Annotated in this window: 25 protein-coding genes; 14 read left to right on the top strand and 11 right to left on the bottom strand. The window is 32.0% G+C overall.

Annotated features, from left to right (window positions below; translation table 11 throughout):
- The first annotated feature begins 58 nt into the window (after nt 1–58).
- Nucleotides 59–490 (top strand): hypothetical protein, encoded by a 432-nt coding sequence (locus tag BLW23_RS20505; protein WP_093673435.1) that lies wholly within the window; start codon nt 59–61, stop codon nt 488–490.
- Nucleotides 491–547: 57 nt separating this feature from the next.
- Here the strand turns inward: BLW23_RS20505 and BLW23_RS20510 are convergent, their stop codons facing one another.
- The 4 genes from BLW23_RS20510 to BLW23_RS20525 all read right to left on the bottom strand — a co-directional run bounded on the left by BLW23_RS20510 (nt 548) and on the right by BLW23_RS20525 (nt 4,918).
- The gene (locus BLW23_RS20510) at nt 548–1,621 is read right to left on the bottom strand and encodes a DUF3179 domain-containing protein (RefSeq protein WP_093673437.1); all 1,074 of its coding nucleotides are present in this window, start codon (nt 1,619–1,621) and stop codon (nt 548–550) included.
- A gap of 2 nt (nt 1,622–1,623) precedes the next feature.
- On the bottom strand, nt 1,624–2,589 hold the full coding sequence (locus tag BLW23_RS20515) for a transporter (protein ID WP_093673439.1): 966 nt from the start codon (nt 2,587–2,589) through the stop codon (nt 1,624–1,626).
- A 127-nt stretch (nt 2,590–2,716) separates the two neighbouring features.
- Nucleotides 2,717–4,462, bottom strand: coding sequence for a signal peptide peptidase SppA (sppA, locus tag BLW23_RS20520; RefSeq protein WP_093673441.1), 1,746 nt, complete (start codon nt 4,460–4,462; stop codon nt 2,717–2,719).
- Between the two features lie 48 nt (nt 4,463–4,510).
- Complete coding sequence (locus tag BLW23_RS20525; RefSeq protein WP_093673443.1) at nt 4,511–4,918, bottom strand: DUF6146 family protein; 408 nt, start codon at nt 4,916–4,918, stop codon at nt 4,511–4,513.
- 102 nt (nt 4,919–5,020) lie between these two features.
- Here BLW23_RS20525 and BLW23_RS20530 point away from each other — a divergent pair, with 102 nt between their 5' ends.
- The 4 genes from BLW23_RS20530 to BLW23_RS20545 all read left to right on the top strand — a co-directional run bounded on the left by BLW23_RS20530 (nt 5,021) and on the right by BLW23_RS20545 (nt 10,120).
- Nucleotides 5,021–5,590, top strand: coding sequence for a DNA-3-methyladenine glycosylase I (locus tag BLW23_RS20530; RefSeq protein ID WP_093673445.1), 570 nt, complete (start codon nt 5,021–5,023; stop codon nt 5,588–5,590).
- A 41-nt stretch (nt 5,591–5,631) separates the two neighbouring features.
- On the top strand, nt 5,632–7,668 hold the full coding sequence (locus tag BLW23_RS20535; protein WP_093673447.1) for a dipeptidyl-peptidase 3 family protein: 2,037 nt from the start codon (nt 5,632–5,634) through the stop codon (nt 7,666–7,668).
- Nucleotides 7,669–7,853: 185 nt separating this feature from the next.
- On the top strand, nt 7,854–9,113 hold the full coding sequence (locus BLW23_RS20540) for a right-handed parallel beta-helix repeat-containing protein (protein WP_093673449.1): 1,260 nt from the start codon (nt 7,854–7,856) through the stop codon (nt 9,111–9,113).
- An 86-nt stretch (nt 9,114–9,199) separates the two neighbouring features.
- On the top strand, nt 9,200–10,120 hold the full coding sequence (locus BLW23_RS20545; RefSeq protein WP_093673451.1) for an ion channel: 921 nt from the start codon (nt 9,200–9,202) through the stop codon (nt 10,118–10,120).
- Here the strand turns inward: BLW23_RS20545 and BLW23_RS20550 are convergent.
- Complete coding sequence (locus BLW23_RS20550; protein ID WP_093673453.1) at nt 10,117–10,308, bottom strand: hypothetical protein; 192 nt, start codon at nt 10,306–10,308, stop codon at nt 10,117–10,119. The two genes, BLW23_RS20545 and BLW23_RS20550, sit on opposite strands and share 4 nt — an antisense overlap.
- A gap of 156 nt (nt 10,309–10,464) precedes the next feature.
- On the opposite strand from BLW23_RS20550, the gene BLW23_RS20555 reads away from it, so the two are divergent.
- On the top strand, nt 10,465–11,145 hold the full coding sequence (locus tag BLW23_RS20555; RefSeq protein WP_093673455.1) for an HAD family hydrolase: 681 nt from the start codon (nt 10,465–10,467) through the stop codon (nt 11,143–11,145).
- Between the two features lie 8 nt (nt 11,146–11,153).
- On the top strand, nt 11,154–11,540 hold the full coding sequence (locus BLW23_RS20560) for a pyrophosphohydrolase domain-containing protein (protein WP_093673457.1): 387 nt from the start codon (nt 11,154–11,156) through the stop codon (nt 11,538–11,540).
- A gap of 1 nt (nt 11,541) precedes the next feature.
- Here BLW23_RS20560 and BLW23_RS20565 read toward each other — a convergent pair whose 3' ends face one another.
- Entirely contained in the window at nt 11,542–12,369 is an 828-nt protein-coding gene (locus BLW23_RS20565) for a TlpA family protein disulfide reductase (protein WP_093673459.1), read from the bottom strand.
- Nucleotides 12,370–12,432: 63 nt separating this feature from the next.
- On the bottom strand, nt 12,433–13,482 hold the full coding sequence (locus tag BLW23_RS20570; protein ID WP_093673461.1) for a branched-chain amino acid aminotransferase: 1,050 nt from the start codon (nt 13,480–13,482) through the stop codon (nt 12,433–12,435).
- A gap of 119 nt (nt 13,483–13,601) precedes the next feature.
- Between BLW23_RS20570 and BLW23_RS20575 the strand changes: the two genes are divergently transcribed.
- The 4 genes from BLW23_RS20575 (at nt 13,602) to BLW23_RS20590 (ending at nt 16,220) form a co-directional block, all read left to right on the top strand.
- Nucleotides 13,602–14,105: a DUF4920 domain-containing protein gene (locus tag BLW23_RS20575; RefSeq protein WP_093673463.1), complete on the top strand. Its 504-nt coding sequence runs from the start codon at nt 13,602–13,604 to the stop codon at nt 14,103–14,105.
- A gap of 84 nt (nt 14,106–14,189) precedes the next feature.
- A complete protein-coding gene (locus BLW23_RS20580) occupies nt 14,190–14,612 on the top strand; it encodes a hypothetical protein (protein ID WP_093673465.1) in 423 nt (140 codons plus the stop codon).
- Entirely contained in the window at nt 14,609–15,265 is a 657-nt protein-coding gene (mnmD, locus tag BLW23_RS20585) for a tRNA (5-methylaminomethyl-2-thiouridine)(34)-methyltransferase MnmC2 (RefSeq protein ID WP_093673467.1), read from the top strand. Before BLW23_RS20580 ends, mnmD begins: the two co-directional genes overlap by 4 nt.
- 235 nt (nt 15,266–15,500) lie before the next feature.
- On the top strand, nt 15,501–16,220 hold the full coding sequence (locus BLW23_RS20590) for a tRNA1(Val) (adenine(37)-N6)-methyltransferase (protein ID WP_093673469.1): 720 nt from the start codon (nt 15,501–15,503) through the stop codon (nt 16,218–16,220).
- Between the two features lie 15 nt (nt 16,221–16,235).
- On the opposite strand, the gene BLW23_RS20595 is transcribed toward BLW23_RS20590, so the two are convergent.
- Entirely contained in the window at nt 16,236–17,318 is a 1,083-nt protein-coding gene (locus tag BLW23_RS20595; RefSeq protein WP_093673471.1) for a C1 family peptidase, read from the bottom strand.
- A gap of 65 nt (nt 17,319–17,383) precedes the next feature.
- Complete coding sequence (locus tag BLW23_RS20600; protein ID WP_093673473.1) at nt 17,384–18,754, bottom strand: saccharopine dehydrogenase family protein; 1,371 nt, start codon at nt 18,752–18,754, stop codon at nt 17,384–17,386.
- A gap of 78 nt (nt 18,755–18,832) precedes the next feature.
- On the opposite strand from BLW23_RS20600, the gene BLW23_RS20605 reads away from it, so the two are divergent.
- From BLW23_RS20605 to ade, 3 genes are all read left to right on the top strand, one after another.
- The gene (locus BLW23_RS20605) at nt 18,833–19,216 is read left to right on the top strand and encodes a DUF423 domain-containing protein (protein WP_093673475.1); all 384 of its coding nucleotides are present in this window, start codon (nt 18,833–18,835) and stop codon (nt 19,214–19,216) included.
- A gap of 84 nt (nt 19,217–19,300) precedes the next feature.
- Nucleotides 19,301–20,914 carry a phosphoenolpyruvate carboxykinase (ATP) gene (gene pckA, locus BLW23_RS20610; RefSeq protein WP_093673477.1) on the top strand — a complete coding sequence of 538 codons (1,614 nt, stop codon included), beginning with the start codon at nt 19,301–19,303 and terminating at the stop codon, nt 20,912–20,914.
- A 159-nt stretch (nt 20,915–21,073) separates the two neighbouring features.
- Complete coding sequence (ade, locus tag BLW23_RS20615) at nt 21,074–22,696, top strand: adenine deaminase (RefSeq protein ID WP_093673479.1); 1,623 nt, start codon at nt 21,074–21,076, stop codon at nt 22,694–22,696.
- Nucleotides 22,697–22,814: 118 nt separating this feature from the next.
- On the opposite strand, the gene BLW23_RS23395 is transcribed toward ade, so the two are convergent.
- Nucleotides 22,815–22,964: a hypothetical protein gene (locus tag BLW23_RS23395; RefSeq protein WP_176829897.1), complete on the bottom strand. Its 150-nt coding sequence runs from the start codon at nt 22,962–22,964 to the stop codon at nt 22,815–22,817.
- Nucleotides 22,965–23,205: 241 nt separating this feature from the next.
- Nucleotides 23,206–23,514 carry a hypothetical protein gene (locus BLW23_RS20620; protein WP_093673481.1) on the bottom strand — a complete coding sequence of 103 codons (309 nt, stop codon included), beginning with the start codon at nt 23,512–23,514 and terminating at the stop codon, nt 23,206–23,208.
- Nucleotides 23,515–23,543 lie beyond the last annotated feature (29 nt).

Raw genomic sequence — 23,543 nt, forward strand, 5'->3', positions numbered from 1 at the left:
AAACTATAACTATCATCCTTGGAATAATTTTTGCTAGTTTACTATAAAATATCAACTTATGAATTACAGAAACTCAATATTATTAGTAGCAATTATGATTTCATTTAACATTTTTGCTCAAGAAAGAAAAGAGTCTAAAACCTTCGATGTAGTTATTGAAACTGACGAAAGAAAATCAAATCAATTTGTTCTTGATTTTTTAAGAACAGATTCTCGAATCCGTAGCCATCAATTGCGCAAACTCATCGATCATCAGATGCGAACAAATTCCAGTAACTTCGAAACCGCAAATACTAGAAAATTAAAAAGATTTGGTAAGCCCAGTCCTACTATAACAAAAATTTTTCTTGATAATGAAGTTGTTCTCGGAGAAGGAATAAATCGACTTTACCTTTTAGATCAAATGCGAATGAAAGAGGTGTCTAGAGTATTAAGAACTCAACCTTCTTATGACAACGAAATATACATTTACCGAGTAAAACAAATTTAAAAACTGAGAAATATCTCAGTTTTTTTGTTTTGCTGGCTCAACAAAAGGCCAATATTCTTATTGCAAATTAATAATATCTACATTTGAATGAAAGGCAGGAACAGCAAACCAAAAAGACATATATGAGTTCGTATCTTCAAATTTATCTCCACTCCTATTACCCGAAATCGCTCTTCCATTTATCGACCATCGGTTGTCTTCATTATCTTGAAAAAAAGAATCTGTGGAATCATTCATTTCAAAGATTAAATCTTTTTGCTCATCATTCAATATAAAGGTTTGAATGATATTTTCATTCCCAACAATTAAAACATCTCTTCCTAAAATAGATTTTTTCACTACTTTTCCACCATTAAAATCTGAGAATCTAAAAGTCTTTACTTGATTCTCAATTTTTAGAACATGTATTCTTTCTTTTGAAGGTAATCTAGTATCTAAATTAGGAATTGGGAAAACAAAAAAATCATGGTCTTCTTTATAGGGTCCATATGGATAAAAATCGTAATGTCTGTTTAAACCTTGTTCGTCTGATAGCACTAATGTATTTGGATATTCTTTTTTCCAAAGCTCCCAAGTAGTCTCTATCAAATTAATATTCTCCGGAGTCTCGCCAATAAACTCTCCATTTACACACTTTTCTTCTAACTGACTCCAATTACTATCCGTTTGTCTATCATATAGTATTAAATTCGTATTGTATAATAATCCAGATACCCCAAAAGACAATTCTCTTCCCTCAATATTTCTATTCCAACCTAGCGCAGTTCCTGTCAACGGACAATAAGATATAACTATTTTATCTCCTCCTACTTCATCATTTACCACCTCATGCCAATCTAAAATTCGATGGGGATAAGCTTTCACTTCTCCATTTTTAACAATTCCTATAATCAAGTCTTCATTTAATAAATACACCGCCTGATTAGCTCCATAAAACACAGGTGAATTAATTGATGGAATTCCATCTTTTCCAGAACCTCCATCTATCACTTCATCTTTAGGTATTAGCCATGAACTAGTAGTATTTGAATTGCCTCCATTTTGGTTGCTATTATCCATTTCACTAGAATCACCACCCGAACATGAAATTATAAAAAGTACTATGACAATTAGTATAAACTTTGATTTCATTTTTAATAGATTAAGTTGTTATTTGACTTTCTTTTCTTCAAAAATCTAAATGTCAATCCAACATTTAATCGATATGTCGGTGTTAACTGAATCCCGTCAACATTGCTATAAAGAGGAACCTCTACGCTTGAATTTACATGAAAACTTTTGGATAAATTGTACGTAATAGTTGGTCTAATAAAAAACCAATCCCCTCCTGTATTAATTATATCATTATCATTTAAAACATCTCTATTTGCGTTTCGATATTTTAATTGCAAACTCGACTCAAATAACTCCTTAAATAATAAAAACTGATCAGATATTATAAAAAAGAATTGTTGTTCATTTCCGAATTTATAATCATTATCACCCAAATAAGAAGTATTTACACCTGTTGCTCTAAATGTATATCTCATTGTAAGATTTAAGCTTTTTCGAAAATTAAAATAAGTTCCTATTGAGCTCATCAAAATAGCGTCATAAGTATTACTTCCTGGCTGCAAATCCGCGTTTAAAGTAATACCTAAATTATTTTCTCTATCCGTTGCTCCTAAAGGTAGTTTTACACCTCCACCTATTGAGTAATTCCAATTTTTAAACTCTAAAAGTCGGTACCTAGCCAAAATAATTGCATCTCCAATTCCAAAAGACTCATCGATGTTATTATTCGATAAAATTCTTCTTTGTTGGTTAACCCATGTCAATAAAGTCTCCACCGATAATCGAGAAGTTATACTATATCCCAAATTTAACAATACAGAATGAGTTGTTCTCAGGCGATTACTATCATCAAGTATTTCGCTTCCTCTGTTTAAAGTGTTTAAATTATTGTAGTCATAAAACAACCCCACTTGAATAGTCCCTTTTTCTAGGATAGGCAGCCCAATATTGTTTGATAATGGGACGCCTCCTGAACAACAAGTTTGAGCTACATTAGGTAAAGAAAAACAAAGAATACTCCAAAAAAACAATATTCTTAAAACCATATTTAAAGTTTGACTGTTAGTCGATTAAAACCCCATTCCTTACAAAATTTTAACGTCTCATAATAAAAAACACCATTATAGTAAACTATAATGGTGTTTATATTTTATGTATTTAACTTTCCCTATTTTATTTTATATCATAAAGAAAAGGCATCCTTGCTTGAATTCCTCTTAAGTTTTTAAAGTCTTTAATAGCTTTGTAAGCTCTCAATTCTTCCTCTCCTAATAACTCTTCTAAAACCTCCTGTTTTGAGCTTTTCCCAAAAGGAGATAACTTAAGAGATTCTTTTAATTCCTTTTTATAATTTGGATAATTTCTAACTCTATAATCATCAACTTCAGCTAATTCTGCTGCTAGTGCAAGAGCATCATTTAATCCTCCTAACTCATCAACCAATCCGTTAGCTAATGCCTCCTTACCTGTCCAAACTCGACCTTGAGCAATTGCATCCACTTCTTCAAAGTTCATACCTCTACCAGAAGAAACTCTATCAACGAATATTTTATACGTTTCTTCTACGCCTTTTTTCGTTACATCATAAAATCGTTTATCCATAGGTTCGAAAAGACTATAATTAGGACTTTTATTTGTAGATACTTGCTCTGCATTTATACCTAACTTATTTGCCAACTCATTGGCATTTGGAAGCATTCCAAAAACACCTATTGAGCCAGTAATTGTTGTTGGTTCAGCAACAATTTTATCGGCATTACATGCAATATAGTACCCTCCAGAAGCTGCTACATTACCCATCGATACTACCAAAGGTTTTTCTTTCTTGGCAAGTTCTAATTCTCTCCATATTAACTCAGAAGCTAAGGCACTTCCACCTGGGGAATTTACTCTTAAAACAATTGCTTTTACATTCTTATCTTTTTTCGCTTTTCTAATTGCTTTATTAATCAAACCTTGTCCAATGATATCTAGAGTTCCTTCTCCATAGAAAATTTGCCCTTGTGCATAAATGACAGCAATTTTATTTTTTGAAGATGATTTTATTTTACCATTTCCTGCTTTCACATAATCTTCCAAAGAGATCAATTTCGGCTTGCTCCCAACACTCGATTCTAGTTTCCCTTCATATTCATCTTCATAAATAATTCCATCAATCAATTTATTATCCAATGCCAATTGAGGTGTTCTACCATTAACACTATCTGCAACACTATTCAAAACATCTGAAGAAAGTTCACGATTCACCGAAATATCTTCTATAATTTCAGACCAAATAGACTTCAAGAAAGAAGTAGTTTGCTCTCTATTCGCTTCACTCATCTCGTTACTTAGGTAAGGCTCAACCGCACTCTTGTACTTACCGTGTCGAATCACTTCCATTTTTACACCGAACTTATCCTCGAAATCTTTATAATAAAGTATTTCAGTAGATAGTCCACGAAAATCAATTAAACCAACAGGATTTACAAAAACACTATCTGCAACTGAACTTAAGTAGTAATTTTTTTGATCATAGAAATCATTATAAGCATAAACAAACTTTCCACTTTCCTTAAATTCTACTAATTTGTTTCGGATTGCTTGTACTTGTGCGATTCCTGCATTTACAAAAGTCGTATTAATACTAATTCCTTCAATTTTATCATCACTTTTAGCATTTTCAATAGCGGCAATAACATTATTCAACCCTAAACCACTTGATGAAAACCCTAAGGCATCAACTAAAGGATTTTTATCTTTTGGTGAATAATCCTTTATTTTCATGGATAAATCAAGCTTTAACACCGAGTTTGGTTTCACCTCTACATCATTTGAGGATCCTGCTACCGAAGCTATGAATACAAAAAGTAAAAAAAGTAAAAACAGCGCGATAAAAAAGCCTAAAATAGAGGCCAGTAAGTTTCTTAAAAACTTCATTTTAAAATATTTTTATAAGCAAATATAAGGTTTTGTTGTGAGTAAAAACTACCTCAAAGTCATTCGATATTTACGTTGAGCAAATTGAAAATACTGGAACAATAAATAGTTTACCTCATACCCATATTCAACATATGGATCATAGTTTATTCTATTTTCATAAATATTAGGGTTAAACTGACTCGGATTATTGACCCTTTGGTTCCATATTGGAACAAGGAATCTATTTCGGATCTCTAAGTACTTTAACGAATGGTAACCTCTAGGTCTTGCTATCGAGTAAAGATGATTATTGAACCCTGGATCTATGATTATTATCTCATATTCTAAACTGTCATTTTCAATAACTACGGGCTTCTCCTTTTCTTTTGTACTTGACTCTGAAGGAATCGAGCTACAACTAATAATAATAACAATCGCTACTATAACTCCTAAAACATTTTTTAAAAAACTCATAATCAAGGATGTTTACTTTCTTAAAATTGCAAAAATTATTCCTTTTTTACACTATTTTTATCGTATTTAACAAAATTTTCAAACACTAACAAAACTAATATCATGAAAAACAGATGCTTTTGGGTAAGTGATGACGAATTATATACAAAATATCATGACGAAGAATGGGGAGTTCCGGTATATGATGATGACACCTTATTTGAATTTTTGATTCTTGAAACTTTTCAAGCTGGATTAAGCTGGATTACAGTCTTAAAAAAAAGAGAAAACTTCAGAAGTGCTTTCGACAATTTTAACTACAAAAAGATAGCAAATTATTCCGAAAAAAAATATGAAGAACTTATACAAAATGAAGGAATTATAAGAAATAAGTTAAAAATAAAAGCCACTATAACCAATGCTCAAATATTTATGAAAATACAGGAAAAGTATGGTTCGTATTCTAAATATTATTGGAGTTTTGTTAATGACAAGCCAATTCAAAATTCTTTTAAAACAAAAAATGAAGTCCCAGCTACAACCGACTTATCAGACAAAATATCAAAAGATTTAAAAAAGAAAGGATTTAAATTTGTTGGTTCTACCGTTATATATGCATACATGCAAGCTACAGGAATGGTTAATGATCATACAACCGATTGCTTTCGCTATAAGGAAGTTCAAAATTTGTAACTTTAGCAATTGATTTTAAAAAACAATTAAATTTTTTAATAATGAAACTCAAACAAACACTTTGCGTTATTGCAGCTGCAAGTCTCTTAGCATCCTGTAATATTGACAAAAAAAAAGAAGCAGAAACAACCGAAGCCAAACCTAAAAAAGAATTTAATTACGTTGTTGAGCAATTTGCCGACATTAAAGTTCTACGATACCAAATCCCAGGTTTTAATGAATTAAGTTTAAAAGAAAAACAACTTGTTTATTACCTTACTCAAGCGGGGTTATCTGGCAGGGATATTATGTGGGATCAAAATTACCGTCACAACCTAGAAATTAGAAGAGCTCTTGAAAACATAAACTCTACCTTTTCAGGAAATAAAGAATCTAACGACTTTAAAGCTTTCAAAATTTACCTAAAAAGAGTTTGGTTTTCAAATGGGATTCACCATCATTATTCAAATGATAAAATTAAACCTGAGTTTTCCAAAGAATATTTAGAACAATTATTAATGGAAACCAATACAGTTCTGTCTACTGAAGCTTTAGAAGTTATTTTTAACGATAAAGACAATAAAAAAGTAAATAAAAAGGCAGGCGTAGACAATGTTTTGGCCTCAGCAATCAACTTTTATAGTCCAGACATTACAAGCAAAGATGTTGAAGACTTTTACAAAAAAGCATATAAAGGTCCTGAAGGAAGACCTATTGAGGCTGGCTTGAATTCGACTTTAGTTCGTGAAAATGGAAAACTAGTTGAAAAAATATGGAAGTCTGGCGGACTTTATGGAGAAGCTATTGACAAAATTATATACTGGCTTGAAAAAGCTAAAGGAGTTGCTGAAAATGATAAGCAGGCAAAAACTCTCGAACTTTTAATTAAATACTACCAAACAGGAAACCTAGATACATGGGATGAATATGCTATTTCTTGGGTTGGTTCTACTGAAGGAAATATTGACTGGATTAACGGTTTTATCGAAGTATATAATGATCCTAAAGGATATAGAGGTTCTTACGAATCAATTATTCAAATTAAGGACTTTGATATGTCTAAAAAAATGAAGGTATTATCTGATAACGCCCAATGGTTTGAGGACAACTCTCCATTAGATCCAACGCACAAAAAAGAAAACGTGGTTGGAGTTTCTTATAAAACAGTTAATATAGCTGGTGAAGCTGGTGATGCTTCTCCGAGTACACCCATCGGAGTAAACCTGCCCAACAATAACTGGATTCGTCAGGAACATGGTTCAAAATCTGTGTCATTAGGAAATGTTATTGGTTCATATAACAACGCTGGGGGAACTGGAAGGTTAAAAGAATTTGCTTATAGTCAAGAAGAGATCGATTTAGAAATTAAATACGGTAAACTTGCAGACAAACTTCACACTGCATTACACGAGGTAATTGGTCACGCTTCAGGAAAAATAAATGATGGAATTGGTCAGCCAAAAGAAACTTTGAAAAACTATGCTTCTACAATGGAAGAAGGTAGAGCAGATTTAGTAGGTTTATATTATTTAATGGATCCAAAATTACAAGAATTAGGTTTAGTTGATAATTGGGAGAATGTTGGTAAAGCTGCCTATGATGGATATATTAGAAATGGCTTGATGACACAATTAATCAGAATTAACCTTGGTGATGATATTGAAGAAGATCATATGGTAAACCGCCAATGGGTATCTGCTTGGTCATTTGAACAAGGAGAAAAAGAAAATATTATCGAAAAGGTTACTAAAGAGGGTAAAACTTTCTTTAAAATTAATGACTATGCTAAACTTCGTGAAATATTTGGGCGTCTTTTAAAAGAAACACAAAGAATAAAATCGGAAGGAGATTTTGAAGCTGCTAAAGCTTTAGTTGAAGGCTACGGAGTTAAAGTTAATCAAGCAATTCATAAAGAAGTATTAGACAGAAATGCTCAATTCACTGCTGCTCCTTATAGCGGTTTTGTAAACCCTGTATTGGTTCCTGAAAAAGATGATGCAGGAAATACAACTAACATAAAAATAACACAACCTGAAACTTTTGAAGGACAAATGTATTTTTATGCTAAAAACTACAGTTTTTTACCAGTAAAAAAATAATTAGTACTTAATCTTATTTTTAAAAATCGTCTGAAATTTATTTTAGACGATTTTTAATTTCTAACTCCTCAAAAAACAACCTCCAAAAGCTCTACTTTTTGCATAATCAATAATTTATATGTACCTTGTCATTGGGAGCTTCGTGATTTAAAAACACAAAATCGTTTATTAAACAATTTAAAATCATGAAGAAAAAAGCACATTTCTTGGTTCTACCATTCATTACATTTATTACTACTATTCTTTTAGTTTCTTGCTCAGAGTTACATGTCGAAGAATCTCTTTCAGCAAAAAGCAATGAACAATTTAACAGAGTAACAAAGAATTCAAGATCAAATGAAATCACTTTAACTAATGTTAATGAGCAAACACTTAACAATGCCATAAATCAGGCTGGAACTTGGTTAAATAATAATAATGCTAGTTCTAGCACCTACACTATTAACATACCTTCTGGTAAGCATAATGTAGGTTATTTTAACGATCGTGCCTCTATTAATTTTATTAATTTCAACTATGCAGGAAAATTAATAATTAAAGGAGAAGGAAGTAAAAACACTACAATCAATTTTACAGATAGGGTAACACATGAAATTTTTATGAGAAACTGTTCTAATATTATATTCCAAGGAATGCTAATGGTTAGAGATGAATTAACTATTTCTCAAGGTGAATTGCTGAGAGACTTATATCAATCAAACGGAAAAACATATGCAGATATTAATATTGAACAAGGATACCCTTCTCCACAAAACATTTATCCACTAGCTTCTCAAAACTTAGCTGCAGGACGATATATTCGAAGATATTCTGATCATAGTTGGCCTCGAGTAGAAAACGGCACGAACCAATGGCGTTGGGACAATCCTACATTATTATCAGGCACAACATGGAGGCTAGAAGTACTTGGTAACCAAAGGATGCAACAAGAAGCACTAGATTATTTTTCTGCAGGTGATAATATAGGTATTAAATCAAAATGTACCGGTCAATCCTTCATTATCAATGGCTCCAACTCCATTAGTTTTATTGATGTAACTTGGCGTTTGGCTACAAGAGGTGTTGTTGGCTGGGGATCAAATGATATTCTATTTGAAGACTGTAAAGTTCTTCGCACAAGGGTTAATGGAGCTTGGTCTTATTTATCAAGCCCAGGTGGTGGCCCTCAAATTGGGCGTGAAAACGATACCGATTTCACTCAAAATGTAACCTTTAGAAACTGTTATTTCGCCGCTTCTGGCGATGACGGCATTGGTTTATTCAAAGTGAGAAATGTAGAAATTATTAATACTAGAGTCAATAACAATTTTGCTCGAGGTATATTAATCTACAGACATGAAGGGCAAATTATTCCAGAACAGGTATGTCAAACAAACCTTGTTGTAAGGAATGATCGCGTTGAAGATTCTGATGGAAATACATATGAAATACCTTCGTGTAATTAATTTTTATATAACTATATATTCATACTATGAAGAAACCGATTCTAAATTAGAATCGGTTTTGTATTTTTAACCAGAAAATCTATTCAATGGCTAAAAAGACAAAAGACCCTGGATTCGGACATAACTCTCAGAAAAACATTCGTGGAATGATTAATAAAGATGGGAGTTCTAATGTAATTCACATAAACAAGAAGTTTAATGTTGATGATTTGTACACTTATTTTATTGATTTGTCTTGGTATAAATTCTTCTTCTTTGTTTTTCTTGGCTATATCCTTTTAAATATTCTCTTCGGTTTTGTTTATATAATGATCGGAATTGATGAGATAACTCCGTCAAAAGGTAATTTGATGGAAGATTGTTTAAATGGTTTTTTCTTTAGTGCACAAACATTAACAACCGTTGGATATGGAGGCATTGCTCCACAAGGAATAACCGCAAATATTGTAGCTGCATTTGAAGCTATGATCGGCTTACTGAGTTTCTCTTTTATTACAGGTTTATTATACGGTAGGTTTTCCAAACCCAAAGCAGCTATTCTATTTAGTAAAAACTTTATTTATAGAGATTTTAAAGAAACAAAAGCTATAATGTTTCGATTAATGAATAGTAGAAAAACGGTAATGATCGAACCTGAAATAACAGTTACCCTGTCCATGAACGAAAAAAATGAAGACGATAGCTATAGCAGAAACTATTATCAATTATCTCTTGAAAGAGATAAAATAATGTACTTACCAACCGTATGGACAATTGTTCATGAAATTGATAATGTTAGCCCATTAAATAAATACTCGCCCAAAGAAATTAAAGCACTGGATGCTAAATTATATGTATTACTAAAATACCATGAAGAATCGTTCGGACAAGTTGTTTATCAAGCAACTTCCTATGATTTTATGCAGTTAATAACCAACGCGAAGTATAAGCCTTCATCAGAATTTAATCAGGAAGGTTATACTATTTTAGATCATCATAAACTTAGTGATGTAGAAGAAATGAGTTAATGCTTATTTATATATTTAAATAAAAATAGGAGTAAAATTGTTGCTATAATACCAATAGCCGTATATAAAGCTCCATTTTGATAGTATTTTTTATTTCTTTTTGCATCTTTTTTGTAGCTAAATATCATTATCGATACAAAAACAACAACAAACAAACTTGCAAATATTATTCGTCCTGGAGTAAACATAAAATTGTATTTTTAGCAAAGTTAAAGAATGATTTTATTATGATAAACTCTTTACTATAGAATTATAAAAATATGCCCATATTTTATCATAAGCATACTACTTTTAGAAATTCATTTCGAGTATCGCAAACTCTTAAAAAGTAAACTTCGAATATAATGACAAAGAAAAATCTTATTGTTTTAGATATTGATGACACACTTACTAAAAGTGAAGAAAAACATACCGACTCACTTTTATTTGCAATGAACCATTTTGGAATTACAGATGTAAACACTGACTGGAGAACCTATAAGAATGCCTCCGACAGTTATATTTTCGCCGTAAATTATTCTAAAACCCATGGAAAAGATTTTAGTTTTGATTTAATTCCTGAATTTGAAAAAGTAATGACTGATCGTTTTTTAACTTTTCCAGACACACCTGAAATTTTGGATGCTCATAAAATTATAGATTTCTTTATTCAAGAAACCGACTACGGTGTTTGTTTTGCTACAGGATCAATACTAAAACCCGCATTACTTAAATTACAACAAGCTGGTATTAATATGATCCCTGAAGTTCTGGAATCTTCAAATGAAATATTTACAAGAGAAGGTATTGTTACTTCTGCAATGAACAAGGCTAAAAAATATTATGGAGTTAACGAATTCGATCATATCATCTCTTTTGGTGACGCTCTGTGGGATGTTACTACCGCCCAAAATTTAGGAATTCATTTTGTTGGTGTTAACAAGAAAAACATTGAAGATTTTACTAAAATGAATATAAAGCACCACATTAACGATTGGTCAGAATTCAGCTTAGAGGAAACTGAGAAAAAACTAGGAATTAAATAAACATACAGATGAAAGATAAAATTAATGCTGTTCATGAGTTTCACAAAGCTTTTGGTTTAGGTATAAAAAACAAACCTACTGCTGATATTGGTAAGGATAGAAATTTACTTCGTTTCAACTTAATGAAAGAAGAAAATGAAGAATACTTAGAAGCTGCTGAAAACAACGACTTAATTGAGGTTGCAGATGCCTTAGGAGACATGCTATATATTCTATGTGGTACTATTATTGAACATGGAATGCAACATAAAATTGAAGAAGTTTTTAACGAAATTCAACGCAGTAACATGAGTAAACTAGGTGAAGATGGTAACCCTATTTACCGTGAAGATGGTAAAGTATTAAAAGGTCCAAATTACTTTAAGCCTAATATTCAAAAAATCTTAGATAATTAGTCTAAAATTTTCCTTTTATCCTATCCAGTTCAGAAGCTAATGTATGGACGTTACTTACCATTTTCATAATAACACCATTACTGTCAACAATAATATGGGTAGGGTATTGTTTTAATTTTAACTTTTTCACCATGTACTCCTTTTGTGATGGAACGGTTGGATACTTAAACTCTTTAGTCTTTAAAAACTCTTCTAATTTGTCTTTTTTATCGAAAGCTAAACTAACAAACACTACATTTTTATCTTTATATTTATCAACTAACTTGTTTAATTCAGGAAACTCCTCCACACAAATTTTACAAGTAATAAACCAACATTTTATAACAACCAATTTCCCTTTGGTATCCTTTTTATTAAAAGCTTGCCCTTTCAAACTAACAAAATTGTAGTCAGGTAGTTTTTTACCTTCTAGTCTAAAGTAATGGTTTGCTGTATTCGCTAAACTAATAATATTCTTTTTTACTTTTTCATCAGCATTCTTTTTCAAAGAAACAAGACGATACGATTTCTTTCCATTTTTTAATCCACTATTTGGCAAAAACAATCCAGTTCTTAATAAACTTAAAAACATTCCTTTTCCTATGGTCTTTCCATTCTCATCCAACGGATGAAAACTAGACATTAAATCAATATTGTTTTTTGAATAAGTATCCCAAAGATCAAAACTACCTTGAATCGATTCTAATGGATTATTTGCTGCAGTATTATCAGTCTTTTCAGCAATTGAATCTATACCTGAACTGTTCGTATCAGAATAGAAACTATAGCCAAATGCTATTATTGCAAACCCAGCAATAACAGATATGACTGCTATTAAAATATTTTTCATGCCCCCCTCTAAATGTTAATTTATAACAAACTAACTATAAATGTAGGGAAAATATTGTAAATGTTAAACTTTTACTCTCCAACCATGAACATCTTCAGTTTTATTATACTGAATATTCATAAGTTTTTCCTTGAAGAATGATGCATAAGTAGACTCTAATTCTGGCAACTCGTAAGTAAAATCTTTATGTTTAAACCCTTTAATTGGATTTACAACTGCCGCAGTACCTGAACCAAACAATTCTTTTAACTCCCCTTTTTCAGCCGCTTCTTTAACTTCAGACACTTGTATGTTTCTTACCTCAACCTCAATATTATTGTCTATTGCTAATTGAATTATTGATTTTCTTGTAATACCATCTAAAATTCTATCATTGGTAGGTGCTGTAATTAACTTATCTCCTATTCTAAAGAAAATATTCATAGTTCCAGCTTCCTCCATATATTCATGAGTATTAGCATCTGTCCAAATTATTTGCTGATAACCTTCTTTATTAACTAAACTTGTTGGATAAAATTGAGAAGCATAATTACCAGCCGCTTTTGCGTAACCAACACCTCCATTAGCTGCTCTACTAAATTTATCAGCTACAACTACTCTAACTTCACCTGCATAGTACGACTGAGCGGGAGAACAAATGATAATAAACTTATAATCATTTGAAGGCGATGCTGAAATAGCTGGTTCTGTAGCAATTACAAAAGGTCGAATATATAAAGAGTTACCAAAACCTTCTTTAATCCATTCAGTATCCAAGTGAAGTAACTTTTTTAATCCTTTGTGAAATATTTCTTCCGGTAAAGCAGGCATTGCCAATCTTTCCGAAGATGCATTTAACCTTTTAATACTCTCATCAGGTCTAAATAAGAAAATATCTCCGGCATCATCTTTATATGCCTTCATTCCTTCAAAAACTGCTTGTCCATAATGAAAAACTCTGGCTGACGGTTCAAAAGTCATTGGCCCGTATGGAATAATTTCTGGATTTTCCCATTCACCATTTGTATAACTACAAACAAGCATATGATCTGTAAACACTTGTCCAAAAGACAAATTACTAAAATCTACACCCTCGATTTTTGAAGCTTCCACTTGCTGAATTTTAATATCCATAAAATTAAAGTTTTAGTTTGTAACAAATTTACAAAAACAACTAGTACAAAAATCATTTACTTAAAGAATCAAACAAATATTTCTATCTTTACTATCCACATCAACATAAACAACTGATTATGAAAAGATTGTTATTTACTAGTTTAGTAGTTGCTAGCTTATTTGGAGCATGTAAACCAACCAATAAAGAAAATTCTACCGAAGAAAAGACTCAAAAAGCTGAATATGTATCATTTGGAGAAAAAATTTCCTCTAACGCTCCAATTACAAAAACAGAGCTGTTAAACAAGTATAAAAATTTAAAATCTGGAGACACATTAGACCTAAAATTTACTTCTTCCATAAATTCTGTTTGTAAGAAAAAAGGATGTTGGATGAAATTAGACCTTGGAGAAAACAAAGAATCGATGGTTCGCTTTAAGGATTATGGTTTTTTCATGCCGTTAAACTCGGAAGACAAAGAAGTTATTGTAAATGGTAAAGCTTTTGTTACCGAAATTTCAGTTGATGAATTACAACATTATGCTAAAGACGCTGGTAAACCCGAAGAAGAAATAGCCAAAATTACTGAACCTGAATACACATATGCTTTTGAAGCAGATGGTGTTCTAATGAAAGAATAGCTCATTTTCTGAACAACATAAGGTAATTAGAAGATTATATCCAATGTACCCAATATTTTCATATTTAAATCTGACTATATCCGAATGAAATTTTATTTTCGATTGATCTTTATAGCTTTTCTATTTGCTTCTTGTCACAAAAAGGAAAAGAATACGACGAGCTCTGAATTAGTTATGTATCAACCTTCTGAAATGGCTTCTTTAATGAATACCATGTATTATATGAATGCTGATATAAAAAAGAAAATATTGAATAATGAAAATATTGGTTCTTTTCCTGAGAGATATTTAACCATTCATACGGCCAAACTTACAGACAATAATGATAGAACAAGTGATTTCGAGAAATTTTCGCTTAAATATATTGATAATATGAAGCTGCTCTATAAAGAGAACCCTCAAAATCAAAAAAGTAATTTCAATAAGGCTGTACAAAGTTGTATTGCATGTCATCAAACTTCATGCAGAGGTCCAATCTCTAGAATTAAAAAATTATTAATCAAATGAAACGAGAAATAATTATAACCTCAGATGGCTCAACAACCATACATTTACCAGACTGGGATGAACAATATCATTCTAAACATGGTGCTATTCAAGAAGCGTATCATGTTTTTATTAAATATGGATTAGAATCCATTAAAAAAAAAGAAGTTTCTATTCTTGAGATAGGCTTTGGAACTGGGCTAAACTGCTTTATTACATTTCTAGAATCAAAAAGGATAATTAACTATACGGGTGTTGAAGCCTATCCCATCGAAAAAGATGAAATTAAAAAATTGAATTATGTATCTGAACTAAATGCTGAGAAGTACAAGAATATCTTTGACAAGCTACATGAGGTTTCATGGGAAAAAGAACACCATATTTCGAAACTATTTTCTTTAAAAAAGCAACAAAAATTCTTTAAAGAAATTAAGGATTCAGATTGTTATGATTTGATTTATTTTGATGCCTTTGGTGCTCGTGTTCAGCCTGATCTATGGACAGAAGATATTTTCAGAAAAATGTTTGAGGCTATAAAAAATGAAGGAGTTTTAGTTACATACTCGGCAAAAGGAAGTACTAGGCGAGCAATGGAAGCTGTTGGTTTCTCAGTAGAAAGATTACCCGGTCCTCCCGGAAAAAGAGAAATGCTAAGAGCAACGAAAATGAAATAAGTTCGATCTAAATTAGAAAAAGAACCGATATTAGCGTGTATATTTGCAACCTACTTTTGTAGGAAAAACATTTAAGATGAAATTTCAAAGACGATTTGGAAGTCCCAAAAAAGCAAACCCAAAAAAAGGGTTAATACTTATTATACTTTTAGCTATAGTACTTTTTTTATGGTTTAATGCCGAAAGACTAATAGGACGCTTTCTATAAACTACAAGGAAGTTAAAACCTCGCCTCATGAAGCCATTTACATTTAAAGAGTTTACCGTATACCAAGAAAAATCTGCCATGAAAATTGGGACAGACGCCGTCCTTTTAGGAGCCTGGTGTGATTTAAAAAACTATCCTGATACTATTTTAGATATCGGTTCAGGAACGGGAGTTATATCTTTGATGCTAGCGCAACGATGTAATGCTAGTACTATAGAAGCTATTGAAATAGATGAATTAGCCTATCAAGAATCTGTTGAAAATTTCGAACGCTCCAATTGGGGTGATCGTTTGTTTTGTTATCATGGTAATTTCAATGAGCTTATAGAAGAAATTCAAGAGGAGGAAGAAACCTACGATCTGATAATTTCAAACCCTCCATTTTATACCGATGACTATAAAACAGAAGATGACTCACGAAATAAAGCTCGTTTTACCGAATCTCTCCCTTTCAATCAGTTAATTGAAGGCAGTAGTAAAATACTTAATCAAAATGGAATATTTGCTGTAGTAATTCCGTATAAAGAAGAGTCTAATTTTGTAGCGTTAGCAAATAAATATCATTTAAAACTCAAACGAGTTTGTCATGTAAAAGGAAATAGCACTTCGGAAATAAAAAGAAGTTTACTGGAGTTTTCTTTTCAAGAGAGCGATCTAGTTAATGAAGAATTAATTATTGAAAAGGAAAGGCACCAGTATACCGACGCCTATATTGATTTAACTAAGGATTTTTATTTGAAGATGTAGAACTATGCTACTTTGCTAAATTTTCAATTTCTTACTAATCTCTTTAGGCAATGCATTCTTGTGCACAAGAACAGATATTGTCTTTAACATTAAGGCGTTTTTCGACATATACACATATCCTCCTTTATCATTCATTCCTTCGGAGTTTTTCATAATGTAAAACTCTTTTCCTGCTTCGTCCGTTGCTTTACCTAACAAATGCATATTATGATCATCGTTAGTAGTTCCATCTTCAAAAGCTTTTTGTCGCATTTCTTGTGTTACTGCAATTAACTCCTCTTTTAAAGTGAGTTTAGCAACTCCACTCTTAAAATTAAAGTTTGGCTCTGAGGCATCTCCATCCCATGCCAATGAATACCCCTTTTTAAGTGCATTATCAATTAAAAGTTCAAAATCTTTTATTGGAACGTTGAGATATAGATTCTCACCCCAGTTTGCAGGAATATTCAAAATAAAATTTTCATAAAACGGATAATGACTATAACTCGTAATTTCGATATAATCGTTTGTATTAATGCTAACAAACTCCCGTGCGAAACTCTTCGGAGTATATTCCTTTTGCTCATATATAAATGTATCAGGTATTTTCCCTAAATATGCATTTAAAACACCTTGCAATGCTTTTTTCCAACTACTTGGCTTTATTCTTCCATAACCGCTAGTAGCTATCGATTTTATCATTGCTTCAATTGCATTATCCATTTCAACATGGTCATGCTGCCAATCTTCTTCAATAATTCCGTTGTATACAATTTCAGGTATGGCTCCGTATTTACTATAACCTTTTAAAACACTAAACGTTAAATCTCCACTATCGAGCCGCGACTTACCTTCAGAGTCAATATATTTCTTTGCCTTTTCTATATAAGTTGGGTGTACGTAAAATATGGGAGAAAGCGATATAGGTTCTTTTCTTAATCGAATTGCTTCGGTTTCGATAAACGAAGTAGTAGCAAAACTCCAACAAGTTCCTGAAGATTGTTGGTTTTTTAATGGCGAGCTTTTTATAAAATAATGAATTTTATATTCATTTGTTGCTTGTCCGAGTAATTGAATACATAAGAATAAGAAAAAAAGAGTAACTGATATTTTCTTCATTTTAAGTCTTTTAAACAAAAGACACTCATAAAAATAAAATGTTACTCTTTTTGTATGTTTATTATTTACCCCTTCACACTATCTGGATTGTAGCCTAAATAAGGAACTTCTTTTTCGACAAACGTAATACCGTATTCTTCCAATTCTTTTAATATAGGTTCGTATACTTCTTTCTTAATTGGTAATTGCACTCCTGGAGTTGTAATATCACCATTTAAAATTTTAAGGGTAGCCATTGCAACTGGAAGCCCCACAGTTTTAGCCATTGCAGTATATATCTGATCATCTCCTTTAATCACCATACTACTTTCTATCTGTTTCTTTTCGCCATTTTGTAGATACCCAAAAATATGATGCATTACAATCATATCTTTATCTTCAGTTTTTAATGTCCACGATTCCATCAATATTTTTTGTAATATTTGAGCTGGGGTGGCGCTTTTCAAACCAACATTTTTCTTAGAGCTAAACAAATCTAACTCTAAAAACTTATCCCACATTAAATCATCTTGATCAATTTTCAAATAAGATCGAAACTTTAATTCAACCGAGTCACTTGGAGAATATGCTAAAAATAAGTTCGTAAAATCGCGGTAGCTCATATTTTCAGAATCTTCAATAACATAACTATCATCAGTCATTCCTAATTGAACAAAAACATTCCATGCCCTAGAAAAACCAACTCTACGAATAGTACCTCTATACATAGTTTGGATATCTTCCAATCCGTAAATACTCCTATATTTTAGAGAATCACGATTTGCATATGCTTCAAATCTTCCACTTCCATTAATCGTTAAAAATTCAGTTCTTCGAAATAACTTGTGATAAGGTATATATTTATAAGTTCCTTCTTGAACAAACATTGATGCTCCACCTTGTCCTGCTAAAACCACATTCCTTGGGTTCCATGTAAATTTATAACTCCATAAATTGGAATCACTTTCGGGAGCTACTAAACCACCACAAAAAGATTCAAACAATAACATATTACCATCGTTCTCTTTAATTCTATCAATTACCTGCATAGCACTCATATGATCAATTCCTGGATCGAGTCCTATTTCATTCATAAAAACCAACCCTTTCGCTACTGCTTCATCGTTTAAGGCTTTCATTTCTTCAGAAATATACGAGGCGGTAACCATACTCTTTCCAAATCGAATACAATCTTTTGCTACTTCAATATGAAAACGAGCTGGAAGCATTGACACTACAATATCGGCTTTTTCAATTGCCGCTTCCCTATCCTTTTGGTCAAACACATCTAGTTTAATTGCAGATGTATTTACAGATCCCTCAACTTTAGATAAAGCATTTTCTAGTGATACATCTCCAATGGTAATATGGAGTGACTCTTCTTCTGATTTATCTATTAAATACTTGATAAGTGATGAGCTCGATCTACCTGCTCCTATAATCAATATATTTCTCATTTTAGGCGTACTTTTGTTATGTTATTTTCTGATCACAATATCGGTAAAAAAGTTTAATTTCAAACAAAAAACATTAAAATGTATAAAAATATAACAATAAGTAGTGTTTTAGGAGCCATCGCAGTCATTCTCGGAGCCTTTGGCGCACATGCCTTAAAAAGTAAATTATCTCCCGAGGCGTTAAACAGCTTTGAAACCGCCGTTCGCTATCAAATTTACCATGTTTTACTATTATTATTTGTTAACCTCAGCCAACATTTAACGAATTCAGTAAAAAATAAAATATCCATCACAACATTTATCGGTATCCTCTTCTTTTCTGGATCTATTTATTGTATTCATCTATTGGGAATTCCCGCTAAATCAATTTGGTTTATAACTCCATTAGGAGGTGTGTTTTTAATTATTGCTTGGTTTATGGTTGCCTTCAATTTTTCCAGAAAAGTTATTAAAAATGAATAGTTAATAAATTTACATATTGTTTTAGTTCGTTTAACAAAAAGAACTATTTTTGTCCTATATAAAACACAACTAAAATATTTAGAGATGACAAATCTTGATGCGAAAACGATTTCGATAGACAATCTTGGTGTCAAAAATGCCACAGTTCGTTATCAGTTGACTTCAGACGAGTTACATGATATTACTATCGAAAAAGAGCAAGGAGAAAACACTAGCTTCGGGGCTTTAGCTGTTAAAACAGGTGAGTTTACGGGCCGTTCTCCAATGGATCGCTTTATTGTAAAAGACGATATAACTAAAGATGAAATTTGGTGGGGTGATATCAATTTACCTTTTGATTCGGAAAAATTCGATAAGTTATACGTAAAGGTAACAAACTACCTTTCTGACAAAGAAGTTTTCGTTAGAGATAGTTACGCTTGTGCAGACGAAAACTATAAGTTGAACATTAGAGTTGTTAATGAGTATCCTTGGAGTAATATGTTTGCCTATAACATGTTTTTACGACCAACTTCTGAAGAATTAAAAACTTTTTCTCCAGAATGGACTGTAATTAATGCTCCTGGATTTATGGCAAAACCAGAAGAAGATGGAACTCGTCAGCACAATTTTGCCATTTTAAATTTTGGTAAAAAAATAGCTTTAATTGGAGGAACTGGTTATACAGGTGAAATTAAAAAAGGGATTTTCTCTGCTTTAAACTTTATCTTACCTGTATTTAAAAACACATTACCAATGCACTGTTCTGCTAATGTTGGTAAGGAAGGAGATACTTCTATTTTCTTTGGACTATCAGGAACAGGAAAAACAACATTGTCTACTGATCCAAATCGCAGTTTAATCGGAGATGATGAACACGGATGGACTGCAGAAAACAGTGTCTTCAATTTTGAAGGAGGTTGTTATGCAAAAGTAATTGACTTGTCTCAGGAAAAAGAACCTGAAATTTACGGCGCGATTAAAAGAGGTGCTATTTTAGAAAACATCGTTACTGACGAAAAAGGTGATGTAGATTTTGGAAACACTTCTATTACTCAAAATACACGTGTAAGTTATCCAATTCATCATATTGAAAATATTAAAACTCCTTCAATAGGTAATAATCCAAAAAACATTTTCTTTTTAACGGCTGATGCTTTTGGTGTGTTACCTCCTATTTCGAAGTTAACACCGGGTCAAGCAGCTTACCACTTTATTTCAGGTTATACTGCTAAAGTTGCCGGTACTGAAGCAGGAGTTACTGAGCCTCTACCAAGTTTTTCAGCTTGTTTCGGTGCGCCTTTTATGCCTTTGCATCCAACTCGTTATGCAGAAATGTTAAGCGAGAAAATGAAAGAAACTGGTGTTAACGTATGGTTAGTAAACACTGGATGGTTTGCAGGACCTTACGGAGTTGGTGATAGAATGAAGTTAAAATATACTCGTGCAATGATTGATGCTGCCCTCAACGGTGGATTGCCTTCTGAAATTACTCATGAAGATTACCATATCCATTCGGTGTTCGGATTAGCTCAACCAAGAAAATGCCCTGGTATTCCATCTGAATTATTAAGTCAACGTCAGGCTTGGAATAATGATAAAGGTTATTATGAAACAGCTCATAAACTTGCTGATTCATTTAGAGAAAACTTTAAACAATTTGAAGAGTTCGCTAGTGAAGAAATTTTAGCTGGTGGACCACCGATCATAAAAAAATAATTTTTTTTAAAAAGCATCCTTTCCAGGATGCTTTTTTATTTTATGCTTATCCACAGCTAGTACTTCCCTTCAACCTCCTTTCTTTTTTATCTTTCAAAGATATTTTGTCTTAAAAAATAATTATATTTCACCCATTACCACTAATAACAAGAGTAAACAATGCTTATACAAGGAAATATTGTCGACATACTAAACAAAAAGGTTTTTAAAGGAGAACTTGAAATTGAAAACGGAAAAGTTAAATCAATTATAAAAAAGGAACATTCCAATGAAACATTCATTCTACCTGGCTTTGTTGATGCTCATATTCATATTGAAAGCTCTATGTTAGTTCCTTCAGAGTTTGCTAAGATTGCCGTAACACATGGAACCGTAGCTACTGTTTCTGACCCGCATGAAATTGCCAATGTTTTAGGCGTAAAAGGAGTTGATTTTATGATTGAAAATGGGAAAAAAGTTCCCTTGAAATTCAACTTCGGAGCACCTTCATGCGTTCCAGCCACTTCTTTTGAAAGTGCAGGAGCAATTATCAACTCTGATGATATTAAAAAAATGATGTCCAATCCAGATATTAAATATTTGGCTGAAATGATGAATTACCCAGGTGTTATTTATCAAGATGAAGAAGTGCTGAAAAAGATAGCTTGGGCAAAACATTACAACAAACCCGTTGATGGGCATGCTCCTGGAGTAAGAGGTGGAGACCTAGATAAATATATTGCGGCTGGAATTTATACCGATCATGAATGTTTTACTTATGAAGAAGCATTGGAAAAACTTCAAAAAGGAATGAAAGTGATTATCCGAGAAGGCAGTGCCGCTAAGAATTTTGAAGCTTTAATTGAATTACTTCCTGAACATTACGAAAACATGATGTTTTGTTCTGATGACAAACACCCTGATGATTTATTGTTAGGCCATATAAATCAGTTATGCGAAAGAGCGGTAAAGAAAGATATTGATGTATTTAAAGTCCTTCAAGCTGCTTGCATCAACCCCGTAAAACATTACAATTTGGATGTTGGATTATTACAAAATGGAGATGATGCCGATTTTATTATTGTTGAAAATTTAGAAAACTTTAAAGTACTCCAAACCTATATTAACGGTGAATTGGTTGCCAAAAATGGAGCTTCATTTGTGAAGCATGTTGATTTTGATGTTTTAAACAATTTTGATACTGAAAAGAAAAATATAGAAGATTTTGAGTTTCATTCATCATCAGAAAAAATTAGAGTTATTGAAGCCCTTGATGGAGAGTTAGTGACAAATGAAATAGAATCTGATTCTTTAATTAAAGATGGAAATTTAGTTTCTAATACTGAAAGTGATGTTTTAAAAATGACTGTGGTAAATCGCTACCAAAATAGCGAACCTTCCGTTGCTTTTATAAAAGGCTTTGGTTTAAAAGAAGGAGCCATTGCAAGTTCTGTTGGGCATGATTCTCATAATATTATTGCCGTAGGTGTTTCTGATAAAATGATTTGTAAAGCCGTCAACTTGTTAATAGAAAACAAAGGTGGAATTTGTGCAGTAAACGACAAAGAATCTAAAGTAGTTGCGCTACCTATTGCTGGAATAATGAGTGACAAGCCTGCTGACGAAATTGGTAAAGCCTATGCAAAACTTGATGCCATAGCAAAAAACATGGGTAGTGAACTTAGAGCTCCTTATATGACTTTGTCTTTTATGGCTTTACTCGTTATTCCATCTTTAAAGCTATCTGATAAAGGATTGTTTGATGGGAATTCGTTTCAGTTTACTTCGTTGGAGGTGAAGTAAACTTATAACAGTTATAATATAAAAAATATGCGCTTCTATTTAATTTAGAAGCGCATCATAGGCTTTCACATAAAAGCATATTCTTTTTCTTTTTATTATACTTTTCGAATACGTTAATCTATTCATCATTAGTATTAGTCCCTAACCATATTTTCCCAGGATAATTAGTATTTGTTGCTACATTCCCTTTAAAGCCTTGGTCTCTTAAAAATCCAATAAACTCACCTGTTGTTTTGGGTTTCGATACAGTGATCTCGTAATCAACCAATACTTCTGTTTATTCTACAGTTTTCATAATCTTAAAGTTATACCATTTGTAATTTGAAATTACCGGGTTAAAACGTTCTTTTTTCCTTTAGATAAAGAAAAAAATCTTCATTTTATTTTAGGGTAATTTCAAACACCAACTGGCATTAGGTTCTTACTCGTATAAGGCTTTTCAGATTTCGCCTCGTTTTTATAGTGCTACCGCTCCACTTGTTTATTCTTAGATAGAAACGAACTACCTACTACCAAGTAGCAATGGTTCCTTTGCCTTGATAAACAACTTTACCATATTCCTTTATTTCAGTAGTACAATGCAACTCTGAAGTTTCGTAATTAGCGGATACCGTTCCTGAAAATTCCAGCACCTCTGTATTTTGCCCGAAATCTTGATTTGAATTTTCAGGATTCAAATTACTGGTTCCTAAATTGATTCCATTGATACTAGCATTAACCGTAATTTCGTTTGTAGTTGTATTTATAGTATAATCAAACACAAATCTTTCTATGGACCTAGATCCTTTTATTGTTGATGTCGCTGTATTATTTGACATGTTTTTACTTTTCAAAATTAATTTTGCTT

This window comes from Tenacibaculum sp. MAR_2009_124 (assembly GCF_900105455.1).
Taxonomy (GTDB): domain Bacteria; phylum Bacteroidota; class Bacteroidia; order Flavobacteriales; family Flavobacteriaceae; genus Polaribacter.